This window comes from Keratinibaculum paraultunense (genome assembly GCF_016767175.1).
Classification (GTDB): Bacteria; Bacillota; Clostridia; order Tissierellales; family Tepidimicrobiaceae; genus Keratinibaculum; species Keratinibaculum paraultunense.
Window position 1 is genome coordinate 1910998 of record NZ_CP068564.1, and the last position, 24675, is coordinate 1935672.

The 24675-nt window shown below is 31.6% G+C and carries 33 protein-coding genes and 1 pseudogene; 1 reads left to right on the forward strand and 33 read right to left on the reverse strand.

The window, feature by feature from the left end; genetic code table 11:
* Positions 1–73: 73 nt before the first annotated feature.
* The 5 genes from JL105_RS09275 to JL105_RS09295 form a co-directional block, all read right to left on the reverse strand.
* Entirely contained in the window at positions 74–679 is a 606-nt protein-coding gene (locus JL105_RS09275; protein WP_132029392.1) for a phosphatase PAP2 family protein, read from the reverse strand.
* Between the two features lie 70 nt (positions 680–749).
* Positions 750–1184 (reverse strand): Fur family transcriptional regulator, encoded by a 435-nt coding sequence (locus JL105_RS09280; protein WP_132029389.1) that lies wholly within the window; start codon positions 1182–1184, stop codon positions 750–752.
* 27 nt (positions 1185–1211) lie between these two features.
* On the reverse strand, positions 1212–2030 hold the full coding sequence (locus tag JL105_RS09285) for a metal ABC transporter permease (RefSeq protein WP_132029386.1): 819 nt from the start codon (positions 2028–2030) through the stop codon (positions 1212–1214).
* Between the two features lie 19 nt (positions 2031–2049).
* Positions 2050–2757: a metal ABC transporter ATP-binding protein gene (locus JL105_RS09290; RefSeq protein ID WP_132029383.1), complete on the reverse strand. Its 708-nt coding sequence runs from the start codon at positions 2755–2757 to the stop codon at positions 2050–2052.
* On the reverse strand, positions 2750–3688 hold the full coding sequence (locus tag JL105_RS09295; RefSeq protein ID WP_132029380.1) for a metal ABC transporter solute-binding protein, Zn/Mn family: 939 nt from the start codon (positions 3686–3688) through the stop codon (positions 2750–2752). Before JL105_RS09295 ends, JL105_RS09290 begins: the two co-directional genes overlap by 8 nt.
* A 281-nt stretch (positions 3689–3969) precedes the next feature.
* Between JL105_RS09295 and JL105_RS09300 the strand changes: the two genes are divergently transcribed.
* A complete protein-coding gene (locus tag JL105_RS09300) occupies positions 3970–5145 on the forward strand; it encodes an ISL3 family transposase (RefSeq protein WP_202690500.1) in 1176 nt (391 codons plus the stop codon).
* Positions 5146–5367: 222 nt separating this feature from the next.
* On the opposite strand, the gene lpdA is transcribed toward JL105_RS09300, so the two are convergent.
* The 28 genes and pseudogenes from lpdA to rpsH form a co-directional block, all read right to left on the reverse strand.
* Complete coding sequence (gene lpdA / locus JL105_RS09305) at positions 5368–6786, reverse strand: dihydrolipoyl dehydrogenase (protein ID WP_132029549.1); 1419 nt, start codon at positions 6784–6786, stop codon at positions 5368–5370.
* A gap of 12 nt (positions 6787–6798) precedes the next feature.
* The gene (gene gcvPB, locus JL105_RS09310) at positions 6799–8253 is read right to left on the reverse strand and encodes an aminomethyl-transferring glycine dehydrogenase subunit GcvPB (RefSeq protein ID WP_132029551.1); all 1455 of its coding nucleotides are present in this window, start codon (positions 8251–8253) and stop codon (positions 6799–6801) included.
* The gene (gene gcvPA / locus JL105_RS09315; protein WP_132029553.1) at positions 8250–9596 is read right to left on the reverse strand and encodes an aminomethyl-transferring glycine dehydrogenase subunit GcvPA; all 1347 of its coding nucleotides are present in this window, start codon (positions 9594–9596) and stop codon (positions 8250–8252) included. The genes gcvPB and gcvPA overlap by 4 nt, the downstream gene beginning before the upstream one ends.
* 3 nt (positions 9597–9599) lie before the next feature.
* Positions 9600–9983, reverse strand: coding sequence for a glycine cleavage system protein GcvH (gcvH, locus tag JL105_RS09320; RefSeq protein ID WP_132029555.1), 384 nt, complete (start codon positions 9981–9983; stop codon positions 9600–9602).
* 29 nt (positions 9984–10012) lie between these two features.
* Positions 10013–11107 (reverse strand): glycine cleavage system aminomethyltransferase GcvT, encoded by a 1095-nt coding sequence (gene gcvT, locus JL105_RS09325; RefSeq protein WP_132029557.1) that lies wholly within the window; start codon positions 11105–11107, stop codon positions 10013–10015.
* Positions 11108–11401: 294 nt separating this feature from the next.
* A complete protein-coding gene (cwlD, locus tag JL105_RS09330) occupies positions 11402–12133 on the reverse strand; it encodes an N-acetylmuramoyl-L-alanine amidase CwlD (protein ID WP_132029559.1) in 732 nt (243 codons plus the stop codon).
* A 95-nt stretch (positions 12134–12228) separates the two neighbouring features.
* Positions 12229–12621, reverse strand: coding sequence for a 30S ribosomal protein S9 (rpsI, locus tag JL105_RS09335; RefSeq protein ID WP_132029561.1), 393 nt, complete (start codon positions 12619–12621; stop codon positions 12229–12231).
* A 27-nt stretch (positions 12622–12648) separates the two neighbouring features.
* Positions 12649–13077, reverse strand: a complete 429-nt coding sequence (rplM, locus tag JL105_RS09340; protein WP_132029563.1) for a 50S ribosomal protein L13 — start codon at positions 13075–13077, stop codon at positions 12649–12651.
* A gap of 106 nt (positions 13078–13183) precedes the next feature.
* Positions 13184–13918 carry a tRNA pseudouridine(38-40) synthase TruA gene (gene truA / locus JL105_RS09345; protein WP_132029565.1) on the reverse strand — a complete coding sequence of 245 codons (735 nt, stop codon included), beginning with the start codon at positions 13916–13918 and terminating at the stop codon, positions 13184–13186.
* 9 nt (positions 13919–13927) lie between these two features.
* A complete protein-coding gene (locus JL105_RS09350; protein WP_132029567.1) occupies positions 13928–14734 on the reverse strand; it encodes an energy-coupling factor transporter transmembrane component T family protein in 807 nt (268 codons plus the stop codon).
* On the reverse strand, positions 14727–15590 hold the full coding sequence (locus JL105_RS09355) for an energy-coupling factor transporter ATPase (protein WP_132029569.1): 864 nt from the start codon (positions 15588–15590) through the stop codon (positions 14727–14729). Before JL105_RS09355 ends, JL105_RS09350 begins: the two co-directional genes overlap by 8 nt.
* Positions 15587–16429: an energy-coupling factor transporter ATPase gene (locus JL105_RS09360; RefSeq protein ID WP_132029571.1), complete on the reverse strand. Its 843-nt coding sequence runs from the start codon at positions 16427–16429 to the stop codon at positions 15587–15589. Before JL105_RS09360 ends, JL105_RS09355 begins: the two co-directional genes overlap by 4 nt.
* A gap of 144 nt (positions 16430–16573) precedes the next feature.
* Entirely contained in the window at positions 16574–16915 is a 342-nt protein-coding gene (rplQ, locus tag JL105_RS09365; protein WP_132029573.1) for a 50S ribosomal protein L17, read from the reverse strand.
* Between the two features lie 27 nt (positions 16916–16942).
* Complete coding sequence (locus JL105_RS09370; RefSeq protein WP_132029575.1) at positions 16943–17890, reverse strand: DNA-directed RNA polymerase subunit alpha; 948 nt, start codon at positions 17888–17890, stop codon at positions 16943–16945.
* A gap of 71 nt (positions 17891–17961) precedes the next feature.
* Complete coding sequence (gene rpsD / locus JL105_RS09375; protein ID WP_132029577.1) at positions 17962–18585, reverse strand: 30S ribosomal protein S4; 624 nt, start codon at positions 18583–18585, stop codon at positions 17962–17964.
* Between the two features lie 18 nt (positions 18586–18603).
* Positions 18604–19017, reverse strand: a complete 414-nt coding sequence (gene rpsK / locus JL105_RS09380) for a 30S ribosomal protein S11 (RefSeq protein ID WP_132029579.1) — start codon at positions 19015–19017, stop codon at positions 18604–18606.
* A gap of 20 nt (positions 19018–19037) precedes the next feature.
* Positions 19038–19406, reverse strand: a complete 369-nt coding sequence (rpsM, locus tag JL105_RS09385; protein ID WP_132029581.1) for a 30S ribosomal protein S13 — start codon at positions 19404–19406, stop codon at positions 19038–19040.
* A 23-nt stretch (positions 19407–19429) separates the two neighbouring features.
* A complete protein-coding gene (gene rpmJ, locus JL105_RS09390; protein ID WP_132029583.1) occupies positions 19430–19543 on the reverse strand; it encodes a 50S ribosomal protein L36 in 114 nt (37 codons plus the stop codon).
* Positions 19544–19560: 17 nt separating this feature from the next.
* Positions 19561–19779: a translation initiation factor IF-1 gene (gene infA / locus JL105_RS09395; RefSeq protein ID WP_132029585.1), complete on the reverse strand. Its 219-nt coding sequence runs from the start codon at positions 19777–19779 to the stop codon at positions 19561–19563.
* 30 nt (positions 19780–19809) lie between these two features.
* Complete coding sequence (locus JL105_RS09400) at positions 19810–20091, reverse strand: KOW domain-containing RNA-binding protein (protein WP_132029587.1); 282 nt, start codon at positions 20089–20091, stop codon at positions 19810–19812.
* A 65-nt stretch (positions 20092–20156) separates the two neighbouring features.
* Positions 20157–20801 carry an adenylate kinase gene (locus JL105_RS09405; protein WP_132029589.1) on the reverse strand — a complete coding sequence of 215 codons (645 nt, stop codon included), beginning with the start codon at positions 20799–20801 and terminating at the stop codon, positions 20157–20159.
* Positions 20802–20819: 18 nt separating this feature from the next.
* Positions 20820–22094, reverse strand: a complete 1275-nt coding sequence (gene secY / locus JL105_RS09410) for a preprotein translocase subunit SecY (protein WP_132029591.1) — start codon at positions 22092–22094, stop codon at positions 20820–20822.
* Positions 22095–22544: a 50S ribosomal protein L15 gene (gene rplO, locus JL105_RS09415; RefSeq protein ID WP_132029593.1), complete on the reverse strand. Its 450-nt coding sequence runs from the start codon at positions 22542–22544 to the stop codon at positions 22095–22097.
* Positions 22545–22563: 19 nt separating this feature from the next.
* Complete coding sequence (gene rpmD, locus JL105_RS09420; RefSeq protein ID WP_132029595.1) at positions 22564–22740, reverse strand: 50S ribosomal protein L30; 177 nt, start codon at positions 22738–22740, stop codon at positions 22564–22566.
* Between the two features lie 11 nt (positions 22741–22751).
* Entirely contained in the window at positions 22752–23258 is a 507-nt protein-coding gene (gene rpsE, locus JL105_RS09425) for a 30S ribosomal protein S5 (RefSeq protein ID WP_132029597.1), read from the reverse strand.
* A 17-nt stretch (positions 23259–23275) separates the two neighbouring features.
* Positions 23276–23644, reverse strand: coding sequence for a 50S ribosomal protein L18 (gene rplR, locus JL105_RS09430; protein WP_132029599.1), 369 nt, complete (start codon positions 23642–23644; stop codon positions 23276–23278).
* 16 nt (positions 23645–23660) lie between these two features.
* A pseudogene (gene rplF, locus JL105_RS09435) lies at positions 23661–24223 on the reverse strand (50S ribosomal protein L6).
* Positions 24224–24259: 36 nt separating this feature from the next.
* Positions 24260–24655 (reverse strand): 30S ribosomal protein S8, encoded by a 396-nt coding sequence (gene rpsH / locus JL105_RS09440; protein ID WP_132029601.1) that lies wholly within the window; start codon positions 24653–24655, stop codon positions 24260–24262.
* Positions 24656–24675: the final 20 nt, after the last annotated feature.

A 24675-nucleotide genomic window follows, 5' to 3' on the forward strand; every position in this document is an offset into this window, starting at 1 on the left:
TATGGATTATTTAGACTATTGTTATAATTATATCATTTTTGAAAATTGAGATAAAGATTCCAGCTAAGTTTTTTTAAAAAATTATATAGATTATACATTTATAGTATATATATCCTAATAAATATCCCATGAGTACATCTGTAGGCCAATGAACTCCTAAATAAATTCTACTAAATCCTATTACTCCTATAATAAATGCATTAACAATCCATACTAATCTTTTAAATTCATCTTTATTAACCTTTTTAAGCAATAGATAAGTCATTGTAGTGTAAAAGGTCATGGATACCATAGCATGTCCACTGGGAAAACTATATCCCCCTTGTTTTATTAAAAAGTATTTTAAAGGTCTAGTTCTTATAAATATATTTTTCAGTATACAATTTAACCCATAGGAACCTAAGGTAGATAGTATTAATAAAAGAATTCCCTGGGTATTATTTTTCCTTAGCATATATATAAATATTACTATCCCAATGGGTAAGAAAAAATATACTGACCCAAAATAAGTAATTTTTTTCATAATATTTGTACCTAGAGGAGTTGTTCTGCTATGGACATAGTCCATTATTATTTCATCAAATAAAATCCCTTCTTGAGAAGTTCTAATATTGATTCCTAATATTATAAATATTGTTATGGATATAATACTTATAATAAGCAATCTTTTTCTATTCATCTTTTCCTCCTATATGTGGTATTTATCCATTATATAAAATGCTAACAATATTTTTGATTATATCTTATATCTATTGTTTTTTATCTTTACATTTAGAACAATATCCATATAATTCTAGATTGTGCCCAATAATATGAAAATCTGTGTTTTCTTCTAAAAAATATTCATATCCGATAATAGGGCAAATATCTATACTTATTTTTTTGTTACAGGATATACATCTTATATAATGCTGATGATCTATCATATTTAATTGAAACATGGATTTATTTTCCCTCTCTATATTCAACTTTATAGCTATACCTTTTGACACAAATATATTAATTGTTCTATATATAGTTGAAAGATTGATATTTTTATCCTTCTTTCTGGCTTTCATAAAAATTTCTTCTGCAGTTAATGGCTTTTTTTCTCTCTTCAATATATCTAGTACTATATTTCTTTGTTCAGTATTTTTTATTTTATACTTTTTAAATATCATTTTATTGTCAATAAACTCATCCATTTTATCCTTCTCCTTAAATTAAAAACTTTAATTATCATATTTAAATTTTCTTATTAAAAAGAACAATACAAAAAATATTCCATTTATAAACACAATTGTTGCCCCTGTTGGTAAATTGAATATATAGGATATAAAGGTACCTAAAATCACACTAGTTACAGATATTATAGAAGAAATAAATATAGTACTTTTAAAACCATTGGATACTTGCAATGCTGTAACTGTTGGGAATATTATCATGCTGGATATAAGCATGGTCCCTACTACCCTAATTCCCAAAACCACTACAATTGATGTTAATATAGATATCATATAGTTAATAAGTTTACAATTTACGCCAGATACCTTAGCAAAATCCTCATCATAGGTTATAGCAAATAAGCTATTATAAAAAATACATATTATCAATATAACTAGAATAGAAAGTATTATGGATAAAAACAAATCCATTTTACTTATTACTAATATGCTACCAAATAAATAGGAAAACAAATCCACATTAAATCCCTTTGCTATGCTGGATATTAAAACTCCCACTGCTACAGCAAAAGATGAAATAAGTCCTATAGCTGCATCTCCATGGATATTAGCTTTTTCATTTAATTTAAGTATCAAAAATGATGAAAGTATAACTAATGGTATAGACACAAGCAATGGAGATTTGTTTAATAATAAAGCTATAGCAACTGTTGCAAAGCTTACATGGGCAAGCCCATCACCTATCATGGATTGTTTTTTAAATACTAAAAATATACCTAAAAAGGATGCAGAAATACCTATTAACGAACCTACTATTATACCTCTAACTATAAAATCTTGTTGTAAAGCTTCCATAATTAGTGCCATTTATATCACCACCATCTCATTAATATAAACCAAAATACTTAGCCATTTCTTCTGAACTTTGAAATTCATCATAGGAACCATAAAATATTATCTCTCTATTTAAATATAGTACTTTATTTACGTATTTTCTTATAGAAAAAATATCATGGGATACAAATATTATAGTTATCCCTTCTCTATTAATTTCGTTTAAAATATTATAAAAATCTTCTCTTATTTTAGGATCTAAAGCACTAGTTGGTTCATCTAAAAATAATATTTTTGGGTTAGATACTAAAGCTCTAGCCAATAATGTTCTCTGAAGCTGTCCACCAGATAAGCTCCCTATCTTTCGATCCTTTAAATCCTCTATTCTTAATTTTTTTAGTATATTATCAACTTTTTTATAATCTTCATCGGAATAAAATTTAAATATTCCTTTTTGAGATAACAATCCTGTAGCTACTATCTCCTTTACCGTTGCAGGAAACAGTCTATCTCTTTCCATGATGTTTTGAGGAAGATATCCTATTAAATTTTTATCAACTATACCTTGTTTAAACTTAATTTCCCCTTCATAAGAGTCTATTAAACCTAATAGTATCTTTATTAGCGTAGTTTTCCCTGAACCATTAGGACCAACTATTGCTACATAATCCCCTTCTTCAACTTGAAAATTTATGTCTTTCAATATTTGAGTTTTACCAAAACTAAAATTTAAATTTTTTACAGTTATGATACTATTCATTGCAACCTAACCCCCGCTTTAAATTTTCTAAATTAGCTTCCATTATGTCTATATAGGTTATACCTGCTTCTAATTCCTCTTTAGATACATTATGAGCACCATGTAATAACAACATCTCTGCCCCTGTTTCATTTGATATTATCTTAGCCACCTTAGGATCTATAAGTTCTTCATAGTAAATTACATCTATATCCAAAGACTTCATCTTTTCAATAAGTTCTGATATTTTTTTAGGAGTTGGCTCCGCATTGGGAGAAAATCCTTCATAAGGGGATATATATTTTAATCCATATCGTTTCGCAAAATACCCAAAAGCAAAATGCCCTCCATGTATTATAGTTTTATGTTTAGCTTTACTAAAGGCATCTACAAATTTCTGATCGAGTTCTTCTAATTTTTTCTTATAATTTTCCGCATTTTGTCTATAAAAATTTTCATTTGCTTTATCTGCTTTTATAACTCCCTCTAATATATTGTCCACTATTTTTTGAGCATAAATTGGATCTAACCATATATGAGGATCCTTTCCATGGTGGACATCTCCATGCCCTTCATCTACATCATCAATAAGCTCTATCCCTTCACTTATATCTACAATTATCACAGAATCATCTAAATCCTTTATCAATTTTTCTGCCCAAGGCTCCATATATTTTCCTGTATATATGAATACATCAGCTTTTTTTATATCCACTATATCCTTTGGGGTAGGTTCATAAGCATGAGCTTCTACTCCAGGAGGAAGAAGCAATTTTACTTCTCCTTTATCCTTTACTATCTCTCTAGCAAAATCATATTGGGGAAATAAAGTTGCAATTATTTTTATATTATCACTAGATATATCTTCTTCATACTTGTTATTACATCCTACAATGGATACTGTTATCATAACTAATATGATTACACTTATAAAAATTCTATTTGATTTCATATCTTATTACCTCCTATCTTATGTTTTATATTTTAGCATTAACTTTTATTTCTTTATGCATTATACCCTATTATATATTTTTTAACTATAATTGCAAATGATTTGCAACTAAAAATAATTTCATTTTTCTTATAAAATAAAAAAGGTTCTATAATAAATGTTGGGGTGGAAAATAATTTACCCTAACATTTATTTTTTCTAAAAATAAAATGCACTCGTGAAATAAACCTGCTAAAATGTTAATTGGCTAAAAAAAACATAGAAAGGAGGTTTATTCACAAGTGCAATCTAATTTTATCACACAATTATTAGATTTAAAAGGGGTTAAAGTAACTAAAATATCGCATGAGGATTCTTTCGTTAAAATCTACATTACAACTGATCCAAAAGAGCATACTTGCCCTGCTTGTGGTGCTAAAACTAAAAAAATTCATGACTACAGAGAACAGACAATTAAGGATTTACCTTTTCAATTTAAGCACACATATCTTGTACTTCGAAAAAGAAGGTATGCTTGCTCTTGTGGAAAGAGGTTTTATGAGTCTTATGACTTTCTACCTCGTTATCATCGCATGACTAACCGTTTAGCATTTTTTATTTGCCAAGAGCTTACCAAGCTAACTAGTCTAACTTCTGTAGCTAAAGTGGCCAACGTCTCTGTTTCTACTGTTATTCGTATCTTTAATCATGTTAATTATGGTACTCCTACACTACCTAAGGTTCTATGTATTGATGAGTTTAAGGGGAATGCAGAGACTGGAAAGTATCAGTGTATTCTTGTTGATGGGGAAAACAATAAGGTTTTAGATATTATTCCTGACAGGTGTCAAAGTGATCTTGTAAGCTACTTTAGGCAATTTTCTCGTAAGGAAAGGAATAAGGTGAAGTTCTTTGTATGCGACATGTGGCAGCCTTACGTTGATTTAGCTAAAGTATTTTTCCCTAATGCTATAATTGTTATCGATAAATACCACTTTATTAGGCATGTAACTTGGGCTATTGAAAATGTCAGGAAACGCATACAAAAATCTATGACTGCTACTCTTAGAAAATACTATAAACGGAGTAGAAAACTGATTTTAACGCGATATCATAAGCTTAAGGATGAGAATAAAGAAGCCGTTGATTTAATGCTTTTATATAATGATGACCTACGTATTGCCCATAAACTTAAAGAATGGTTTTATGAAATCTGTCAAAGCGATAAATATTCCTACCAATGTAGAGAATTAGCTAAGTGGATTCAAAATGCAGAAAGCTCTGGAATACCAGAGTTTGAGAAATGTGCAGCTACATATAGAAGATGGCATAAGGAAATTAAAAATGCCTTTAAATATGGTTATACTAATGGCCCAACCGAAGGTTTCAACAATAAAATCAAAGTATTAAAACGAATATCCTTTGGACTTAAAAACTTTCATAGATTTCGTAATAGAATACTTCACTGTACAAGCTAAACTTCTAAAAGTGAATACCTGTAAGAAGCCTACATTTTAGCTAGGTTTATTTAAGTGTGCCCAAAATACATGTAATTCTATCCATCTCAATCATAACACAAAAATAAGGGTAAAAATAGTAATGGAGCGGGATTTAAGAAAATCCCACCCCAACTATTGACAAAGAGCCATAAAAAAGAGTAAAATGTTAAATCATTTTACTCTTTTTTATTTATTATTTATTTATTTTCTTTTCTTTCTTGGAGGTGCCATATGGATTGCCTTATCCTCCAAACCATGAACTGCTTCCATGAAAGCTTCACTTAAAGTTGGATGAGCATGGATAGTTCTAGTTATTGCATCTAACTTTAGATCATTAGCTATAACTAAGGCTCCTTCATGAATCAAATCATTAGCATGAGGACCCACTATGGTAATACCTAAAATCTTTTTATCCTCCTTAGATGCAAATACCTTTATAAATCCTTCTCCTTCCCCTAAGGATAATGCTTTCCCATTAGCAGCAAACATAAACTTACTGCTAATATAATCTATATTCTTTTCTTTTAATTGTTCTTCAGTCAATCCCACAAAGGCTACTTCTGGTAAAGTAAATACACAATTAGGATATACATCTAAATTTATATCTGGTGTTAATCCCATTAATCTTTCCATCACATATATACCTTGACTAGATGCTACATGAGCTAATTGAATCCCTAAATCATTTACATCTCCTATAGCATATATTCCTTCCACTGTAGTTTCAAAGTGTTCATTAACTTTTATGCCTTTGTGATTGTCATATTCAATTCCTACCTTATCAAGATTTAAGCCCTCTACTACAGGACCACGGCCTGATGCTATAAGTACCTTATCTCCAACTACTTCTATTTCTTTATCTTTGTTTTTATATCTAGCAATTACCTTTAGTTTGTCCCCTTCTTTTATAATTTCCTTTGCTCTTATATCTACATAGGTTTCCATACCTTGTTTCTTAAAGAATATAGGCAATCTCCTTGTTAACTCCATGTCTACATTTTTTAATATTCTAGATGCAAGGAGTATAACTTGGGAACCTAATTCCTGATATATACTTGCAAACTCTAACCCTATTACTCCACCACCTACTACTATAAGGGTTTCTGGTATCTCTTCCATTTCTAAAAGATCATCACTTGTAATTACTCCTTCTAAATCTACCCCTTTAGTTTCAGTCATAGTAGGCTTGGAACCTGTAGCTATAATTATATTATCTACAGATATTTCACGAGTTTCTCCATCTTTTAAATTTACAACTATAGTATTTTTATCTTTAATAGAAGCTCTTCCAGGTATAAATTCAATATTCTTATATGAGGATATCAACTTTTCGATGCCACCTACTAGCTGACCAACTACAGCTTTCTTTCTCTCTTGTAGTGCTTTGCCATCTAGCTTAAAGTTATCTACTGTAATTCCAAATTCTTTAGAACGCCTTAGAGTACGCATTATTTCAGCGTTTCTAAAGTAAGTTTTGGTAGGGATACAGCCTCTATTAAGGCATGTACCCCCTACTTCTCTTTCCTCTATCAAATAGATATTGGCACCTAGTTGAGCTCCTCTTATAGCTGCTACATATCCTCCTGGACCTGCTCCTATAACTGCTATATTTTTAGTCAACTAATATTACACCTACCCTTCATATTTAAGTATAGGATTTCTTGCCGCTCTTGTTTCGTCTACCCTTCTTACAGGAGTATCATGGGGTGCTTCTTTTAATATTTCTGGATTTTCTTTCGCTTCTTCTGCTATCTTAATAAGTGCTTCTGCAAACTCATCTAAAGTTTCCTTTGTTTCAGTTTCTGTTGGTTCTGTCATTAAAGCTTCTTCTACTATAAGTGGAAAATAAATTGTTGGTGGATGATATCCATAATCCAATAATCTTTTAGCCACATCTAATGTAGTTACTCCTTCTGGAGCATCTTTTAATCCAGCTAATACAAATTCATGTTTAAATATGGTATCTTTCTGTAAATTATAATGTTCTTTTAATTTATGTGCTAAATAATTGGCATTTAATACTGCCATCTCGCTAGCTTTCTTCAATCCATCTTTTCCCATAGCCAATATATAAGCATAACCTTTAACTAAAACATTGAAATGTCCATAAAAATCCCTAATCTTACCTACAGATTTAGGAATATCATAGTTTAAGTAGTATCTATCTCCATCTTTTTCAACAGTTGGAACTGGTAAAAATTCCAATAAAGCTTTCTTCACTCCAACAGGACCTGAACCTGGTCCTCCTCCGCCGTGAGGTGTAGAAAAGGTCTTGTGAATATTAAAGTGTACTACATCAAATCCCATATCTCCTGGTCGTGCTTTGCCTAGTATAGCATTGGCATTAGCACCATCATAATAAACCAATCCTCCTGCTTCATGCACTAAATCTGCTATTTCTTTAATATGTCTTTCAAATAATCCTAATGTGTTTGGATTTGTAAGCATTAAACCAGCAATTTCATCATTTAATACAGCCTTTAAACTTTCTATATCCACTATACCTTCTTCTGTAGATTTAATCTCCACTGTATCAAATCCTGCCATTACTGATGATGCTGGATTTGTCCCATGGGCTGAATCTGGAACTATTATCTTAGTTCTTTTAGTATCTCCTCTATTCTCATGATAAGCTTTTATCAAAGTTAAACCTGTAAGTTCACCATGAGCTCCAGCTGCTGGATGTAAAGTCATCTTATCCATTCCAGATATTTCACATAGTGCTTGATCAATTTCATACATCAATCTAAGAGCACCTTGTACAGTCTCTTCTGGTTGTAGCGGATGTATGTTTACAAATCCATCTAATTTTGCTATATCTTCATTAATTTTTGGATTATATTTCATAGTACAAGAACCTAATGGATAAAATCCTGTATCTACACCAAAATTTTTATTGGAAAGATTGGTATAATGTCTTACTATATCTACTTCACTTACTTCTGGAAGGTTTAACTCATCTTTATTTAAAAATTCTTCAGGAATTAACTCCTCAAGGGCTACTTCTTCGACATCATTTTCTGGTAGCCTATAGGCAGTTCTTCCTGGTTTTGATAATTCAAATATTAATTTATTATATTTTTTCATATTATCCCCTCCAATATAGAACTTAAAGTATCAATTTCCTCTTTCGTCCTCTTTTCAGTAACTGCATAGAGGATTCCATTTTTATATTGGGGATATTCTTTTTCTAATGAGTAACCTCCAAGTATTTTTTCTTCTAATAATTTATTATTTATCTTATCTGCATCTATGGAACTTGTTACTGCAAATTCCTTAAAGAAAGGTTTGTCAAATAATGGTTTGTATTTGCCAGATTTAGTTATTTGTTTAAATGCATAATGAGCTTTTTGAGTTGCTTGAGTTGCTACTTCTCTAAGCCCTTTTTTGCCTAATGTAACCAAATATACTGCTGCAGCTAATGTATTTATTCCTTGATTAGAACATATATTAGAAGTTGCTTTTTCTCTTCTAATATGCTGTTCCCTTGCTTGTAATGTAAGTACAAAAGCTCTATTTCCATCTACATCTATAGTTTCTCCCACTATTCTGCCAGGTAACTTTCTCATATGAGCTTTTTTAGTTGCCATAAATCCAAGATATGGTCCTCCAAAGGAAAGTGGTATCCCTAAAGGTTGCCCTTCACCTACCACTATATCTGCACCTAGAGAACCTGGTGATTTTAAAATCCCTAAGGATATTGGATCTACAGAGGTTACAAACATAGTTCTCTTTTGACTATGAGCTATCTCTCCAATGGCTTCTAAATCTTCAATTATACCGAAAAAGTTTGGACTTTGAACTATTACTGCTGCAGTTTTAGCATCTACATGTTTTTTTAGTTCTTCTAAGTCAGTTACTCCTTCTTTGTCCTCTATTTCAACTACTTCTATGCTTTGAAGATGAGCATAAGTATTTAGAACCTTTCTGTATTCAGGGTTAACAGTTTTAGATATAATTATTTTATTTCTTCTAGTTATATTAGATGCCATAAAAGCTGCTTCAGCTATAGCTGTTCCCCCATCATACAAGGAAGCATTAGATACATCCATACCTGTTAAATTACATATAAGAGTTTGGTATTCAAATATATATTGTAATGTACCTTGACTTATTTCAGCTTGATATGGGGTATAAGAAGTATAAAATTCACTTCTTGAGGTAATATGTCCTACTATTGAAGGTATATAATGATCATATGCACCAGCACCCAAAAAACAAGTTAAATCATCTATAGTGGTGTTGGATTCTGCTAATTTTTTCATATATTTAGCTACTTCTAGTTCTGACATGGAGGAATTAAGATTTAAATCTCTTTTTAATTTAACATCCTCAGGTATATCGCTAAATAAATCTTCAACTGAATTAACTCCTATAACCTCCAACATCCTCTGTTCATCTTCTTTAGTATTTGGGATGTAAGGATACATAATTTAAGCCTCCTCGTCTAAGAACTTTTCATATTCCTCACTCGTCATCAAATCATCCAATTGAGATTTATCTGCTATCTCAATTTTTACTAGCCAATTTTCATAAGGATCTTCATTTAACAGGGCTGGATCATCTAATAATTCTTCATTTATTTCTATTATCTTTCCATCTATTGGCATATAAACATCTGCTGCTGCTTTTACTGATTCTACTGCGGAAAAAGCTTCTCCTTGTTCAAATTCATCGTCAATTTCTGGAAGTTCTACATATACAATGTCACCTAATTGATCTTGTGCATAATCTGCAATACCTATATATGCCTCCCCTCCTTCAACCTTAACCCATTCATGATCTTCTGTATAATATAAATCTTTTACAACTTTCATATTTTAGCCCTCCTTTATATTTTTTTTATTTATTTATTTAAAAACTTTCTACTTATTATCTTAGCCTTTACAGGCTTATTCCTAATCATTATATCTATTTCATTCCCTATTTTTGCTTCATTAATATCTATTAATGCATTTCCTATGCTTTTCTTTAAAGTTGGAGACATATAACCTGTAGTTACATGACCAATCTTTTTACCATCTTTATATACTTCATAGCCTTCTCTTGGGATACCTCTTTCTAACAATTCAAATCCAACTACTTTTCTAGTTAAACCTTCTTCCCATTGTTTCTTAAGAGCATCTTTACCTATAAAATCTTCTTCCTTATCCAATTTTACTGCAAACTTCAATCCACCTTCTAATGGAGTAATATCCTCTGAAATTTCATTCCCATATAAAGGCATACCAGCTTCAAATCTAAGGGTATCTCTACATCCTAAACCTGCAGGTTTAAGCCCTTCATCTTTACCTGCTTCTAGTATGGCATTCCAAACTTTAACTATATCATCCTTAGATGTGTATATTTCAAATCCATCTTCGCCAGTATAGCCGGTACGAGATACCATACATTCTACACCTGCAATGTTTACTTCTTTATCAAAATGGAATGGCTTTATCTTTGATAAATCTTTTTCTGTTAACTTTTGTAATATCTTTTCAGATTTAGGCCCTTGAATAGCTACTTCTCCAATTTGATTTGAAATGTTTTCAATAATAATATTAAAATCATCTTTGTTGTCTATCATCCATTTGAAATCCTTTTCGGTGTTAGCTGCATTGACAACAAGTAAATATTTATCATCAGCATACTTGTACACTAAAAAGTCATCTACTACTCCTCCATCAGGATAGCACATAAGAGTATATATTACTTGATTTGTGTCTATAGATGCTATATCGTTTGTTGTTAAGTATTGTAAATAATCTAAAGCATCTTTACCTTTTACTACTATTTCTCCCATATGAGACACATCAAATAGTCCTGCTGCATTTCTTACTGCTTCATGTTCTGGAATTAACCCTTCATATTGTACTGGAAGGAACCACCCTGCATAATCAACCATTTTCCCCCCAAGCTTTACATGCTCCTCATAAAGGGGAGTTTTCTTCGCTACCATTTTACTTACCACTCCTTCCTAAATTATCTATTATATGATACCCTAAAATTCATTATTTAAACCCTGGTACTTTTTATATAGTGATGGAATTTAAAAGTATCATTGTCTTTATTATACAAGAGAAAAAACAATATTTCAATACTAGCAATTTCATAAGTTCACAAAAATATCCACTTTATCCACTTTATCCACAGCCAAGAGTGGATAACTTATGTCAACTGTTCTTTTCGGATAAAAATCTCATCTAGATAATTTATTGTTTACATAATATTTGCATATCCACATTTGAAATTTTTATCCACAAAACTTATCCACATTTAATCTATCTTTTTCATTCATTTCCTCCAAAAATTTTATTATTCCATTATATATACCTTGAGCAATTTTTTTCTGATAATTTTCTAACTGCAATAATTTTTCCTCTTCTTCATTAGATAAAAAACCACATTCTATTAAAACAGATGGTATGTTCAATCCATTCAATAAATATACATCATCTCTTTTTTGGGGAACTCGAGTATTATTTATATCTAATATTAAGCGTAATTCCTCTTGAATGCATTCAGCTAATAACTTATTTTCTTGAAAGTCTTCATTATAAAAAACTTGAGCACCATAATATCTAGAATCTTTAAAGCTATTTAAATGGATTGATAAAAATATGTCACAATTTCCTTTTTCTATTATTTCCCTTCGCATATCTAAATCTTCTCTTTTTTTATCTGCTAAGGAGTTTTTATTTTCTCTTGTTATGATTACTTTACCTCCATTTTTTTCAATTATATCCTTTAATTTTAATGCTATTTTTAAATTTATATCAGCTTCCAAGATTCCATTTTTGCTCACAGTACCGGGATCCATACCTCCATGACCAGGATCTATACCTATTATCTTATCTATAATAAGTGGATTGATCGTGGGAATGGATTTATTTTTAATAAGTACTATTGATAAGATTATCAGTATACAAATTATGATTAGTAAAGAATATATATGTCTTTTTTTTACATATATTACTTTCAACATATCGCCCCCTCTAATGAAATATATGGTTAGAGAGGATTTTGTATTACAAAAAACAAAAAAACTGCCAAATTTCTATTGGCAGTTTCCATAAATATTTATCTCTTTGAAAATTGTGGTGCTTTTCTCGCTTTCTTTAAACCATATTTCTTTCTTTCTTTCATTCGTGGGTCCCTCGTTAATAAGCCTGCTTTTTTAAGTACAGGTCTTAATTCTTCATCAGCTTCTAATAAAGCTCTTGCTATTCCATGTCTAATGGCACCAGCTTGACCTGTAAATCCTCCACCATATACATTTACAAATACATCATATTTATCCAAAGTATCTGTTATTTCCAAAGGTTCTCTAACAAGAACTTTTAATGTATCAAAATCAAAATAATCATCTATATCTCTTTTATTTATGGTAATCTTTCCAGAACCAGGAAGTAATCTAACTCTTGCTACTGATGTCTTTCTTCTTCCTGTTCCTATATATTGTACATTAGCCACTTATAAAGCCCTCCTTTCTAATAACAATTAGAATTCATATAATTCTGGTTGTTGTGCTTCATGATTATGTTCCGGTCCACTATATACTCTCAACTTTTTAATCATTTTTCTTCCTAATCTATTCTTAGGCAACATCCCTTTTACTGCTAAATATATAGCTTTTTCTGGATTTTCCTTCATCATTCTACTATAAGGTATGGTTCTTAATCCTCCTGGATACCCTGTATGATATCTATATTTTTTCTGTTCCAATTTTTTCCCTGTCAATTTTACTTTATCAGCATTTATAATTATTACATAATCCCCAGTATCTACATGAGGAGTATATATAGGTTTATGTTTTCCTCTCAATATAGTAGCTACTTCTGAAGCTAATCTACCTAATACCTTACCTTCTGCATCTATTACATACCATTTTCTATCAATTTCATTTGGTTTAGCCATATAACTATTCATCTTTTTCCCTCCTTATCTAACATTGAGTTGTGTCTCAAAGTTCCGGGGCTTTTTAAACACTCTTATATATTCTAATACAAGGCAATATCAATGTCAAGACGTATTTTTAATAATAAACTCTTTCCAAAAAAAGCCCTTGCGGTGGCGCTGTAGGTCCTGCTAAATTTCTATTTTTAGATTCTATAATATGTGAAATATCACAGGGTTTTAATTTACCTTGTCCAATCTCTATTAGGGTACCTACTATTATCCTAACCATATTGTATAAAAATCCATTTCCTTCTATTTTAAATAATATTAACTCATTTTTCTTACTTAAATATGCATTGCTTATTGTTCTAACAGTACTCCTTACGTTGCTATTAGATGCCATAAAGGCTGAAAAATCATGAGTACCTATAACATACTTTGCTCCCTCTTTCATATTCTTATAATTCAAAGGATAGGGAACATGATATACAAATCTTCTATATATAGGATTTCTTATAGGATTATTATATATTAGGTACATATACTTTTTGCCAATAGCATCATATCTTGCATGAAAATCACAAGGTACTTCTTCTGATTCAATTATTGATATATCTTCTGGAAGTTTAGTATTTAATGCATATTTAAATTTATCTGGAGGAATAAAGGAGTTAGTCAAAAAATTGGCTACCTGCCCTAATGCATGAACTCCACTATCTGTCCTTCCAGAGGCTATTAAATTTACTTCTTCACCAGTAATACATTTTATAGCCCTTTCTATTTCACCTTGAATGCTATCTCCCTTTAACTGCTTTTGCCAACCTATATAGTTGGTACCTTCATATTGTATTGTTAATTTTATATTAGGCATATTATCCCTCTATATATAGGATATATATTTAGTAGACATTATAAATCCAAAGAATATGGCACATATACTAATTGCCAAGATATCGTTGGGTTTAAGCTTTAATTCATTTAATCTAGTCCTATTCTCTCCCCCACGATAACATCTAGCCTCCATTGCATTTGCTAGCTCATCTGCCCTTCTAAATGCATTTATAAATAAAGGCACTAGTAAAGGAACCAAATTTTTAGCACGATTCATTATATTACCCGATTCAAAATCTGCTCCTCTTGCCATTTGTGCTTTCATAATCTTATCTGTTTCTTCTAATAATGTGGGTATAAACCTTAAGGCAATGGTCATCATCATAGCCAATTCATGAGCTGGTAAACCAACTTTTCTAAAGGGGGATAGTAACTTTTCTATACCATCAGTTAAGGATATGGGGGATGTTGTCAATGTTAAAAGGGAAGTCCCTGTTATTAAAAATATAAGTCTTAGTGCCATAAATGTAGCTTGACTTAATCCTTCCTTAGTTATAGTGATAGGTCCTAGGGCTAAAAGTACTTCCCCTTTGGTAAATAGGGTATTTATAACAAAAGTTATAATTATTATAGGCATTAAGGGTTTTAAACCTTTAAATACATATTTAACAGGAATTTCAGATAGTTTTATGCTAACAAGTATAAAGGCTAATATTAATATATATGGATAAAATGTATCTATAAAAAATAATGAAATTATAAACATAGCTACTATTAAAATTTTTATCCTTGGGTCCAATCTATGGACAAATGTATCTTTTGGGAAATATTGACCTATCGTTATATCTTTAAGCATTTTTTCTACTCCTTAAATATCTTAATATTTCTTCCTTAGCCTCTTCTACAGTTATTATATCATCTCTCACTTCATTTCCTTTCTTTTTATATTGCCGCATAAACATCGTAATTTGAGGTATTCCTAATCCCATCTGCTCTAATTTTTCAGCCTGTTTAAATATCTCCCTGGTTTTCCCTTCCATAGCTATTTCTCCTTCATACATCACTATTATTTTATTTACAAGTTTAGCAATATCCTCCATACTATGAGAAACTAAAATTATGGTTATACCTTCTTCTTCATATAAGGATTGAATCCTTCCTAATACTTCATCTCTTCCTCTTGGGTCAAGTCCTGCAGTGGGCTCATCTAATACTAATACTTCTGGTTTCATTGCCAATATTCCTGCTATAGCAACTCTTCTTTTTTGTCCTCCACTTAATTCAAAAGGGGATCTATCCTTTATAGAATCATAGTCTAATCCTACTAATTCTATAGCTTTTTTCACCCGTGATTTTATTTCATCTTCTTCTAATCCTAAGTTTTTAGGTCCAAAGGCTACATCCTTATATACAGTTTCTTCAAATAGTTGATACTCTGGATATTGAAACACTAATCCTACTTTTTGTCTTATCTCTCTTAAATTAACCTCATTTGAAGTTATATCTATTCCATCTATAATTATTTTCCCAGATGTAGGTCTTATTAAGCCATTTAAATGCTGTACCAATGTAGATTTTCCAGAACCAGTATGCCCTATAAGCCCAATAAAGTCTCCTCTAGCTATATCTAAGTTTATATTGTTTAAAGCCTTTTTTTCGAAGGGAGTACCTGGATTATATATATAATTTAAGTTCTCTATTTTTATTATCATAGAGCATTCACCAATTCCTCTACTGTTAATATACTAGTATCTATATTTATGCCTTCTTTTTTTAATTCATAAGCTAGTTCTGTTACTTGAGGTACATCTAGCCCTAATGCTTTCATCCTTTCTACCTGACTAAATATCTCTCTAGGGTTACCTTCCATTACTATTTGTCCTTTTTTTATTACTAATATTCTATCAGCTTCAACAGCTTCGTCCATATAGTGAGTTATATGAACTATTGTTTTATGTTCTTCTTTATTGAGTTTTTTTATGGTGTTTATTATTTCTTTTCTACCATTGGGATCTAACATAGCGGTTGGTTCATCTAATATTATACATTCGGGTCGCATGGCTAGTATTCCTGCTATGGCTACTCTTTGTTTTTGCCCACCAGAAAGAAGATGGGGTGCATGTTTTTTATATTCAGTCATCTCTACTAGCTCTAAAGCTTCATCTACCCTTTTTCTTATTTCTTCAGGTGGAATTCCTAAATTTTCAGGACCAAAGGCTACATCTTCTTCAACAATAGTAGCTACTAGTTGATTATCAGGATTTTGAAATACCATACCTGCTGTTTCTCTTATATACCAAATTTTATCTTCATCTTTAGTATTCATACCATTAACATATACATCCCCTTTGGTAGGTAATAAAAGTCCATTCATGAGCTTAGCTAGAGTAGATTTCCCTGAGCCATTATGCCCAAGAATTACTAAATGCTCTCCTTTTTTTATGGAGATATTTATATCTTTAATAGCTATCAATTTATCTTCTTCTCCTAAGGAGTTATAAGAGTTATATTCATAAGTTACATTTTCAATCTTTATCATTTCTTCTGCCATTTCTATCCCCTAACTTTTATTTATTTCCATAAATAATATAACATAAGGATATGCTTTAATCAATGTATATGAAATAAAATTAAATTAGGGACTAAGTAATTGCTTAAGGAGACCAAAGGTCTCCCCTACTTAATCCCCAACTTCTTATACCAATTCTATAATGGCTATTTCCGCACCATCTCCTCTGCGAGGTCCTAGTTTCAATACTCTAGTATATCCTCCATCCCTTTCAGAGTAATTTGGTGCAATTTCCTCAAATAATTTAGTTACCACATCTTCATCATATATATAAGCTAATACTTGCCTTCGTGCATGTAAATCTCCTCTTTTAGCAAGAGTAATCATTTTTTCAGCCATTCTTTGAGTTTCTTTTGCTCTAGGAACAGTAGTCTCTATCCTACCATTTCTAAAAAGAGATGTTACTTGATTCCTAAGCATCGCTTTCCTATGAGCAGTAGGGCGACCAAGTTTTCTCAATGTAGCCATATTTATCCCTCCTTCATATCCTTCTTACTATTCATCACTTTCCTTTAAAGATAAACCTAATTCAGCTAGTTTGTTTTGAATTTCCTCAAGGGATTTTTTACCAAGATTTCTTACCTTCATCATATCCTCTGCTGTTTTTTGAGTTAATTCTTCTACTGTATTGATACCTGCTCTCTTTAAACAGTTATAACTTCGAACTGATAAATCTAGTTCTTCTACTGTCATTTCTAATACCTTTTCTTTTTCATCTTCTTCTTTTTCTACCATTATTTCTACGTCATTTACATGTTCTGTTAAATTAATAAATAAATTCAAATGTTCGGTAAGTATCTTTGCACCTAATGAAGTAGCTTCTTCTGGAGTTAAAGTACCATCTGTCCATACTTCTAGGGTTAATTTGTCATAATCCGTAATTTGTCCTACTCTAGTGTTTTCAACTAAAAAATTAACCTTCTTAACAGGAGTAAATGAAGAATCCACAGGAATAACCCCTACTGGTTGACCTTCTCTTTTATTCCTTTCAGCTACACTATAACCTCGACCTTTTATCATTTCCATTTCCATATATAACTCTCCATCTTCATTGATGGTAGCTATATATAAATCCTTGTTTAGTATTTCTACATCAGGACCTGTAATGATATCTCCAGCTGTAACAACTTTTGGTCCTTTAGCTTCTAATCTTAAGGTCACTGGTTCATCAGAATATATTTTAGCTGCTATATCCTTTATATTTAATATTATCTCAGGAACATCTTCTAATACACCTGGTACCGTTGAAAACTCATGTAATACCCCTTGAATACTTACAGAAGATACAGCTGCCCCAGGTAATGATGATAATAATACACGTCTTAAGCTATTACCTAAGGTAGTACCATATCCCCTTTCAAGAGGTTCTACTACAAACTTACCATAAGTGTTATCTTCATTCACTTCAACAATCTCTATATTTGGCTTTTCAATCTCTATCATTTAACATTAACCCTCCTTGTTTTTTATATTATCAAAGGACGAGGGCAACTGATTCTAATATATTATTACTATTATTTAGAATACAACTCAACGATTAAGTGTTCTTCTACTGGAATGTCAATATCTTCTCTAGATGGTTCAGCTATAATCTTACCCTTCATTTCTTCAGGACTAACATCTAACCAACTAACTGTACTTCCTCTATGGTTTTCTATAAGCTCCTTAAATTTAGGACTATTTTTGCTTCTACTTTTAACTTCTATTTCATCACCCACTTTTAATATAGATGATGGTACATCAACTTTTTTTCCATTAACAGTAAAATGTCCATGGGTAACTAACTGTCTTGCCTCTGCTCTAGAGGAAGCAAATCCCATCCTATATACTACATTATCCATTCTTAATTCTAATAACTTCAATAAGTTCTCACCTGTAATACCGTGCATTTTGTCAGCCATATCAAAGTATTTTCTCATTTGAGATTCTTGAATCCCATAAAATCTACGCACTTTTTGTTTTTCTCTTAACTGTAATCCATATTCTGTTAATTTTTTTCTGGATCGCCCATGTTGCCCTGGTATATAATTTCTCTTGGACATTGGGCATTTATCAGTATAGCATTTATCTCCTTTTAAATATAATTTTTGACCTTCTCTTCTACATAATCTACATACTGGTCCTGTATATCTAGACATATATTCACACCTCCTATATTAAACTCTTCTACGTTTTGGTGGTCTACAACCATTGTGTGGAATTGGAGTTACATCTTTTATTAAGCTTACCTCCAAACCTGCTGCTTGAAGAGATCTTATTGCCGCTTCTCTTCCAGCACCTGGCCCTTTTACATATACTTCTATTGTTTTTAAACCATGTTCCATAGCCTTTCTTGCAGCTTCTTCTGCAGCTTGTTGTGCTGCGAAAGGTGTAGATTTTCTTGAACCTTTAAAACCTAATTGTCCTGCACTAGACCAAGAAATAACGTTGCCTTGCATATCGGTAAGGCTAACCATGGTGTTGTTAAATGTTGAAATAATATGAGCTTGACCTCTCTCTATATTTTTACGTTCTCTTTTTCTAACACGAGTAGCTTTGCCTTTTTTAGTTTTTACTTTTTTAACTGCCACTTAGCTTCCCTCCTTTATCTCTACTTCTTAGCTTTTTTACCAATTTGTTTTCTAGGACCTTTACATGTTCTTGCATTTGTCCTAGTTCTCTGCCCTCTTGATGGAAGTCCTTTTCTTTGTCTCATTCCTCTATAGCAATTGATTTCTCTTAACCTCTTTTTATTCATTGCAACTTCTCTTCTAAGATCACCTTCAACTTTATATTCATCTATTATATTTCTTAGAGTATTAATTTCTGCTTCAGTTAAATCTTTAACTCTAGTATCTGGATCTATACCTGCTTTTTTTAATATTTCATTAGATCTAGATCTGCCTATTCCATAAATATAGGTTAAACCAATCTCAATTCTTTTGTCTCTTGGTAAATCAACACCTGCAATTCTCGCCATTACTAATTACACCTCCTAATTATCTAACCTTGCCTTTGTTTATGTTTAGGATTTTCGCAAATTACCATTACTTTTCCTTTTCGTCTAATAACTTTACATTTTTCACACATCTTTTTTACTGATGGTCTCACTTTCATCTAAATCCCCTCCTATGCTACTTCTTTCGCCAGGTTATTCGCCCCCTAGATAAGTCATAGGGCGATAATTCTACTACTACCTTGTCTCCAGGAAGTATTCTTATATAGTTCATCCTCAATTTTCCAGAAATATGAGCTAATATCTCGTGCCCATTTTCCAATTCCACCTTAAAAATAGCATTTGGCAGGGCCTCTACAACAGTACCCTCCACTTCTATTACATCTTTTTTAGACATTAAGTTATCGAACCTCCTATTTCACCGTTTTCAAAAATTCTTATTGAAAGGTTCTAACAATTTTCTAATATAAGCATTATTTATTTTTATATTATTATCCAACTTGTATTTTAATTCAGGTAATACAGTGTTGTAAACTGTTAAATGTTTTATCTTCTTCTTCTTAGGTTTATCAAGCTTTCTTAGATCACCATCTACTATTAAAACATGTTGGTCGTCTACAATACTTAATACTAAGAAAATTCTACCTTTATCTCTCCCGGCTCTCGACTTAACCACCTGTCCAATGGTTATGTCGCTAGTTGAATCCATAGAGTTCACCTCTTTATTGGGAACTTATTTCAATCAGGAGAAAGGCCTAATGCCTTTCTCTATAGCTATCCTTCTAAAGCTTTAACTATTGCTTCAAATATTTCATCTATTGCTTTAGAACCGTCTATATTTAATATTAACCCTTTTTTAGTATAATAATCAATTAAAGGCTTAGTTTGTTGTTGGTAAACTTCAATTCTTTTTTCTACTGTCTCCTGTGTGTCATCTTCTCTTTGATAGAGTTTACCTCCACAATTATCACAGATTCCTTTCTTTGCTGGAGGATTAAATTTAATATGGTAAGTTGCACCACAATCCTTGCAAATTCGTCTTCCTGTAATTCTTTCAATCAATATTTCCTTTTCTACATTTAAATTTATTACCTTATCTAATTTTAAACCCATATTAGAAAGTTCTTTATCTAAAGCCTCTCCTTGATTTACTGTTCTTGGAAAGCCGTCTAGTAAAAAACCATCTTTACAATCATCTTTCAGTATTCTGTCTTTTACTATAGATACTACTATATCATCTGGAACCAATAAGCCTTTATCCATATACTCTTTAACTTTTTTACCTAATTCTGTTCCCATTTTTATATTTTCTCTAAATATATCTCCTGTTGATATATGAGGTATATTATATTTCTTAACTATAGCTGATGCTTGAGTTCCTTTGCCTGCACCTGGAGGCCCAAGTAATATTAATCTCAATTAAATCACTCCTATAGTTTATTTCAAGAAACCTTTATAATGTCTCATCATCATTTGAGATTCAATCTGTTTTACAGTTTCCAATACTACCCCTACTACAATTATTATAGCTGTACCACCAAAATTGATATTCAACTTAAATATGTGAGATAATATAATTGGTAGTGATGCTATTAGTGCAAGGGATATAGCTCCTACAAAGGTTATCCTTGATATTACTTTATCTAAATATTCCGCTGTAGGTCTTCCAGGTCTAATACCAGGAATAAATCCTCCATATTGTTGCAAATTCTTTGCATATTCAACTGTATTAAATTGAATAGCAGTATAAAAATACGTAAAGAATATGATCAACAATACATTTAGTATAGAATATACCCATATTCCTACAGTCCCTTGTACTGTTAAATACTTAGTTATCCATTCTGATGGCTCTCCTTTAAAGAATAAAGCTATAGTTTGCGGAAAAGCCAACAAAGATGTTGAAAATATTACAGGAATAACTCCTGACATAGATACCTTTAAAGGTATATGGGTACTTTGCCCACCATACATCTTTCTTCCTACTACCCTTTTAGCATATTGTACTGGTATTCTTCTTTCCCCTTCCTGTAATGCTACTACTATAGCTATTATCACTAATGCTACTACTAAAAATAAAATCAACTTAATTGGACTTAAAGCTCCAACACTAACTAACTCTACAAATTTAACTATCTCTAAAGGAATCCTTGATATTATACCAACAAATATGATAAGAGAAATACCATTACCAATACCTTTATCTGTAATAAGATCTCCTATCCATATTAAAAAGGATGTTCCAGCTATTAGAGATATTATAACTATGCTATTTTGTAAGAAACCTTTTGCTTGTAAAGCCTGATAAAAGAATCCTCTAGTCATTGCTATAGCTTGTATTAAAGCTAATATTATAGCTCCATATTTGGTCCATTGAGCAATTTTTTTTCTTCCTTCTTCGCCTTCCTTTGCTATTTCCTCTAATTTTGGTATAGCAATCGTTAGAAGTTGAATAATAATAGATGCAGTAATGTATGGATATATGTTTAATGCAAATATACTAAAGTTACTAAAAGTTCCACCTGCCATTAAATCTAGAAATTCTAATACTCCAACTTGCCCCATTTCAAATATCTCTTTTATAACATTCTTATCCATATATGGAACTGGAACAGCTGATCCCAATCTAATTACCAATAACATTAATATTGTAAAGATGATTCTTTTCCTAATTTCTGGTATCTTCCAAGCATTTTTCAAGGTTGAAAGCATCTATATCACCTCTACCTTTCCCCCTGCAGCCTCTATTTTTTCAGCAGCAGTTTTGCTGAATTTATGGGCTTTTACAGTTAATTTTTTAGTTAACTCTCCATTCCCTAGCACTTTTATGCCATCTACTGCTTTACCTTTTTTTACTACTCCTTCATCAATTAATAATTCTGGAGTCACTATAGTATTTTCATCAAATCTATTTAAATCCTCAATATTTACTATAGCATATTGCTTAGCAAATATATTAGTAAATCCTCGTTTAGGCATTCTTCTGATTAAAGGCATTTGTCCACCTTCAAAACCTGGACGTACTCCGCCACCAGATCTTGATTTTTGACCTTTATGCCCTCTTCCAGATGTTTTACCATGACCTGAGCTAGTTCCTCTACCAACTCTTTTTGCTTTTTTTGTACCGCCACCAGCTTGGGGCCTTAAATTATTTAATTTCATAGGTACACCTCCTCAATGATTATTCTATTACTTCTACCATATAGTCTACTTTATCTATCATACCTCTTATCTGAGGGGTATCTTCTTTTTCTACTATTTGACCAATTTTTCTTAGTCCAAGAGCTTCAATAATTTTCCTATGTTTTTCTGGTTTCCCAATAGTGCTTTTAACCAATTTTATCTTGATTTTAGCCATTCTACTCCCCCCTAACTTAATATTTCATCTACAGTTTTCCCTCTTAGTTTTGCTACATCTTCAGGCCTTTTCAAATTCATCAATGCATCCATAGTTGCATTAACTACGTTTCTTGGATTGTTAGAACCTAAGGATTTTGTTCTTATGTCCCTTATTCCAGCCAACTCACACACTGCACGAACTGGACCTCCTGCGATAACTCCAGTACCTTCTTTAGATGGTTTTAATAAAACCCTACCTGCTCCAAATTCGCCTATTATCTCATGAGGTATTGTAGTTCCAATAAGAGGAACTTCTATAACATGTTTTTTAGCATCTTGAATGGCTTTCCTTATAGCTTCTGGTATTTCAAGTGCTTTAGCCATTCCTACACCTACATGACCGTTTTCATCTCCCACAACTACTAAAGCACTAAATCTAAAGTTTCTACCACCTTTTACCACTTTTGCTACACGATTTATATTTACTACTCTTTCTTTTAAATCCAATTCACTAGGATCTACATACACGCGCTCCATCTATTTCCCTCCTTTTCTTAAAATTTAAGACCAGCTTCACGAGCACCTTCTGCAAGTTCTTTAACTCTTCCATGATACTTATATCCGCCTCTATCAAATACCACTTGTTCTATTCCTTTTTCTAAAGCCCTTTTACCTATTAACTCACCTACAAGTCTAGCTGCTTCTTTATTGCCAGTAGATGATAATTTTTCTTTTAATTCCTTATCTAATGTTGAAGCTGAAATCAATGTATGACCATTTGTATCATCAATAATTTGCGCATATATATGACTATTACTTCTATATACATTTAATCTTGGTCTTTCAGGAGTACCATAAATTTTTTTTCTAACTCTTGCATGCCTAATCTTTCTTGCTTCATTTCTGTTAATTTTTTTTAGCAACTTTGCTCACTCCCTTCTACTTACCTATCTTACCAACTTTACGTCTTACAACTTCATCAGCATATCTAATTCCCTTACCTTAGCATATCTAATTCCCTTACCTTTATATGGCTCAGGTTTTCTATAGTCTCTAATTACAGCAGCATAATTTCCCACTTGTTGTTTATCTGCACCTCTAACTATTATTTGATTAGCTTGAGGTACCTCTACTTCTATTCCTTCTGGATCTTCCAATTCTATTGGATGGGAATATCCTAAATTTAAAATTAATTTCTTCCCTTGCTTTTGTGCTCTATATCCAGTACCTTGAATTAATAAAGTTTTGGAATAACCTTTTGTTACTCCTTCTATCATATTAGCAATCAAGGTTCTAGTTAGACCATGTAAAGATTTATGTCTTTTATTTTCAGTTGGACGATTTACAAATATTTTATTGTCTTCTATTTTTATTTCCATTTCTGGGCTCAATTGTTGGGATACTTTACCCTTTGGTCCCTTTACTTCCACATAATTTTTATCATCTATCTTAATTTCCACTCCGTTTGGAATATCTATTGGTTTTAATCCTATTCTTGACATAAGTGCACCTCCTGTTCCTGTAGATTAAACATTATCTTACCATACGTAACAAATAACTTCTCCGCCTACACCTTCACGCCTAGCTTCTTTATCAGTCATTATCCCTTTAGAAGTTGAAAGAATTGCTATTCCAAGACCACCTAATACTCTAGGTATTTCATTACTTTTAACATAAACCCTTAGACCTGGTTTGGAAATCCTTTTAACTCCGCTAATTACCTTTTGATTATTGTTACCATATTTTAGCTCTATTCGAATTATTCCTTGTTTTCCGTCATCTATTACATCAAATCCTTTTATAAAACCTTCATCTAGTAGGATTTGAGCTATCTCTTTTTTTATGTTTGAGGCAGGAATATCCACAGTATCATGTTTTGCATTGTTTGCATTCCTTACTCTAGTTAACATATCTGCAATTGGATCAGTCATCATATCAAGCTACCTCCTTTCAT

Bases quoted from the DNA above. Each gene is read 5' to 3' on its own strand.
- JL105_RS09275 (WP_132029392.1), bottom strand. From the start codon at position 679: ATGAATAGAAAAAGATTGCTTATTATAAGTATTATATCCATAACAATA.
- JL105_RS09280 (WP_132029389.1), bottom strand. From the start codon at position 1,184: ATGGATGAGTTTATTGACAATAAAATGATATTTAAAAAGTATAAAATA.
- JL105_RS09285 (WP_132029386.1), bottom strand. From the start codon at position 2,030: ATGGCACTAATTATGGAAGCTTTACAACAAGATTTTATAGTTAGAGGT.
- JL105_RS09290 (WP_132029383.1), bottom strand. From the start codon at position 2,757: ATGAATAGTATCATAACTGTAAAAAATTTAAATTTTAGTTTTGGTAAA.
- JL105_RS09295 (WP_132029380.1), bottom strand. From the start codon at position 3,688: ATGAAATCAAATAGAATTTTTATAAGTGTAATCATATTAGTTATGATA.
- gcvPB (WP_132029551.1), bottom strand. From the start codon at position 8,253: ATGAAAAAATATAATAAATTAATATTTGAATTATCAAAACCAGGAAGA.
- gcvPA (WP_132029553.1), bottom strand. From the start codon at position 9,596: ATGTATCCTTACATCCCAAATACTAAAGAAGATGAACAGAGGATGTTG.
- gcvH (WP_132029555.1), bottom strand. From the start codon at position 9,983: ATGAAAGTTGTAAAAGATTTATATTATACAGAAGATCATGAATGGGTT.
- gcvT (WP_132029557.1), bottom strand. From the start codon at position 11,107: ATGGTAGCGAAGAAAACTCCCCTTTATGAGGAGCATGTAAAGCTTGGG.
- cwlD (WP_132029559.1), bottom strand. From the start codon at position 12,133: ATGTTGAAAGTAATATATGTAAAAAAAAGACATATATATTCTTTACTA.
- rplM (WP_132029563.1), bottom strand. From the start codon at position 13,077: ATGAATAGTTATATGGCTAAACCAAATGAAATTGATAGAAAATGGTAT.
- truA (WP_132029565.1), bottom strand. From the start codon at position 13,918: ATGCCTAATATAAAATTAACAATACAATATGAAGGTACCAACTATATA.
- JL105_RS09350 (WP_132029567.1), bottom strand. From the start codon at position 14,734: ATGCTTAAAGATATAACGATAGGTCAATATTTCCCAAAAGATACATTT.
- JL105_RS09355 (WP_132029569.1), bottom strand. From the start codon at position 15,590: ATGATAATAAAAATAGAGAACTTAAATTATATATATAATCCAGGTACT.
- JL105_RS09360 (WP_132029571.1), bottom strand. From the start codon at position 16,429: ATGGCAGAAGAAATGATAAAGATTGAAAATGTAACTTATGAATATAAC.
- rplQ (WP_132029573.1), bottom strand. From the start codon at position 16,915: ATGGCTACATTGAGAAAACTTGGTCGCCCTACTGCTCATAGGAAAGCG.
- JL105_RS09370 (WP_132029575.1), bottom strand. From the start codon at position 17,890: ATGATAGAGATTGAAAAGCCAAATATAGAGATTGTTGAAGTGAATGAA.
- rpsD (WP_132029577.1), bottom strand. From the start codon at position 18,585: ATGTCTAGATATACAGGACCAGTATGTAGATTATGTAGAAGAGAAGGT.
- rpsM (WP_132029581.1), bottom strand. From the start codon at position 19,406: ATGGCGAGAATTGCAGGTGTTGATTTACCAAGAGACAAAAGAATTGAG.
- rpmJ (WP_132029583.1), bottom strand. From the start codon at position 19,543: ATGAAAGTGAGACCATCAGTAAAAAAGATGTGTGAAAAATGTAAAGTT.
- infA (WP_132029585.1), bottom strand. From the start codon at position 19,779: ATGTCTAAAAAAGATGTAATAGAAGTGGAGGGTACTGTTGTAGAGGCC.
- JL105_RS09400 (WP_132029587.1), bottom strand. From the start codon at position 20,091: ATGGATTCAACTAGCGACATAACCATTGGACAGGTGGTTAAGTCGAGA.
- secY (WP_132029591.1), bottom strand. From the start codon at position 22,094: ATGCTTTCAACCTTGAAAAATGCTTGGAAGATACCAGAAATTAGGAAA.
- rplO (WP_132029593.1), bottom strand. From the start codon at position 22,544: ATGAAATTAAATAATTTAAGGCCCCAAGCTGGTGGCGGTACAAAAAAA.
- rpmD (WP_132029595.1), bottom strand. From the start codon at position 22,740: ATGGCTAAAATCAAGATAAAATTGGTTAAAAGCACTATTGGGAAACCA.
- rpsE (WP_132029597.1), bottom strand. From the start codon at position 23,258: ATGGAGCGCGTGTATGTAGATCCTAGTGAATTGGATTTAAAAGAAAGA.
- rpsH (WP_132029601.1), bottom strand. From the start codon at position 24,655: ATGATGACTGATCCAATTGCAGATATGTTAACTAGAGTAAGGAATGCA.